Genomic DNA, 2,222 nt, shown 5'->3' on the forward strand with positions numbered 1-2,222 from the left:
CAGCTGCAGCTCGAAGATCTCCTCCACCGTGACCACCCGCTCCCGCGGACCGATAGCCGCACCCAGACAGTTCAGCAGCGTGGTCTTGCCCGCCTGGGTGGCCCCCGAGACGAGGATGTTGAGCCCGCTACCCACCGCGGCCTTGAGGAAGAGAGCGGCCTGGGGAGAAAGCGTCCCGAGATCCACCAGGTGCTCGAGCCTGGTGGCCTTCGCAATGAACTTCCGAATGTTCACCGCCCAATGGCGCCGGGTGACATCGGATTCGCCAGTGCGGGCAACCTAAATCTTGGAAAGAGCGTTGATCCAGATTTCCTCGATCGGCGGATCATCCAGGTTCGGGCCCTCACCGCTGATGGGGAAACTGGCCCCAAACCTGCTCCGGAAAGGTGACACGCCCGGTGGATACGAAAGAAACCCGCAAGAAAGACCTAGGTTTGTTCATTCACTTTAGGAACGTCTTTCACATCTGTAACAGACATGTAGTCTTGCCGGGATTTCACTCGCCTGGGTTTACGCCCGTGTCCCGCTGGAGAATCTCTTGTCACTTGCTTCCCCGTCTCGGCTTCTCATGTCGGCCGTCCTGTCCTTCGCACTCCTGAGCAGCGCTGTGCCCGCTGTGGCGGCGACCCTCGAGTCCCCTGCTCCGACAGCGTCCCCGACAGCACCTGCAACCGCTCCTCAGCCGGTCCCTCCGACAGAATTCCCGAAGGAGCCACAGGGCGAACCGGCGGCAGTCCCACCGGGCGCAACAGCGGACGCAGCCACGCCGGACTCACCTCGCCCCGAAACGGGTGCAATAGACAACCCGGTTACCGTTGAACCGCTGCCGGATCCCATGAACCAACCCGGTTTCAACCCGATTCTCGGTGAACAGCTGACACCGCCGTCGGACTCTGCAGGAAACCGGCTCAATGCCCCGGACGGTGGAGCGGCTGCATTCGGGCCGCGGACCGGCACCTTCACCGTCACGCTCGTTACAGTTGTGCTCTCCGGATCCCCCAACAGCCGAATCTCCGACTTCCAGCTCGGCCAGGCCAAGGCCTCCATCATCGCTTCGAACGACTACTGGCGCGCCGCGTCGAACGGCCGGCTCGGAATGCAGTTCGGATCCGAGTATCGCGATGTGGTGATCACGGCCAACAGCACCGACCAGTACTACGATCTCATGGCCAAAATCACGGCGAAGATGCAGTGGACAGCCACCCCGAATGACGCGCTCGTCGTCTACGTGCCGGTATCGCAGTTTGCAGGCGGCGTGCTCGGCGGTGGCTTCACCGACGGCTCGAACAGCGGCAGGGTCATCATGCCGGTACCCTCCGGGTTCACGAACAACGTGGTCACGCACGAATTCGGGCACGTCCTCGGCCTGAATCACGCCAACAGCCTGCAGTGCTCGAACGGAAGCGCCGACATCGAATCCCCGAACAACACCTGGGGCGACACCGCCTGCGACTCCCGCGGCTACGGCGACACCATGGACCTGATGGGTCTGGCGCAGTACACGCTCCCACCGATCAATGCGTACCTCTGGGAATACGGCGGCTTCGGCCGCGGGGATGAAATCCTCGACGCCGGAGTGATCGACGGAAGCAGGTCATTCACCCTCCAGCCCTGGTCCGGCACGGCGGCGCGGCGGGCAGTGAAGTTCGTGGATCCCGTGAGCAGGGAGACCTACTATCTTTCGTTCCGCAGCCAGGCCGGTTCGGGCGATGGCGGCGCAACGGGCAACAACCGCGGTGTGATGATCCATAAAAAGGACGCCCGCGGAGACTGGCCCGACGCCGCATCCCTGGCACTCACCCCCTCGAGCTACCCGTTCAGCGGCTACTACAACCAGAACCATGCGTGGCAGCAGGGTTCAACGTTCCGGACCGCTCGTGGAACGACGGTGCGCATTGACTCGGTCGGGCCCACCAGCGCGAATGTCACCATTTCCGGGCAGTTGTCGCGGGAGGCGGTGGCGAAGCCGTTCATTGATGGTGCTGCCGCGTCGACGCCGACCCTGGGCGCGCCGGTGTCGGAGGTTGTGTGCGGTTTGAAGGACAACGGCTGTTACCGGGGCTATGCCAATGGTGCGGTGTTGTGGTCAGCAGGCTCCGGCGCGGCGGCCACGCTGAACGGTACCCTGCGCACGGCCTGGCTCAATTCCGGTGCGCAGAACGGGCCCATGGGTTATCCCCTGCGGGCCCAGGGCTGCGGCATCAAGGACAACGGCTGCTACC

Annotated in this window: 1 protein-coding gene and 1 pseudogene; one reads left to right on the plus strand and one right to left on the minus strand. The window is 63.7% G+C overall.

The genetic code is table 11. The features are described 5' to 3' along the window. Positions 1 to 354: pseudogene (locus Y704_RS25345) on the minus strand (ATPase, T2SS/T4P/T4SS family); the annotation flags it as partial. 481 nt (positions 355 to 835) lie between these two features. Here Y704_RS25345 and Y704_RS21290 point away from each other — a divergent pair. Beyond that, on the plus strand, positions 836 to 2,222 hold a 1,387-nt coding region (locus Y704_RS21290), incomplete at its 3' end, for a M43 family zinc metalloprotease (protein WP_253904342.1).

This window comes from Arthrobacter sp. Br18 (assembly GCF_000520555.1).
In the GTDB taxonomy this organism is placed as follows: domain Bacteria; phylum Actinomycetota; class Actinomycetes; order Actinomycetales; family Micrococcaceae; genus Arthrobacter_D.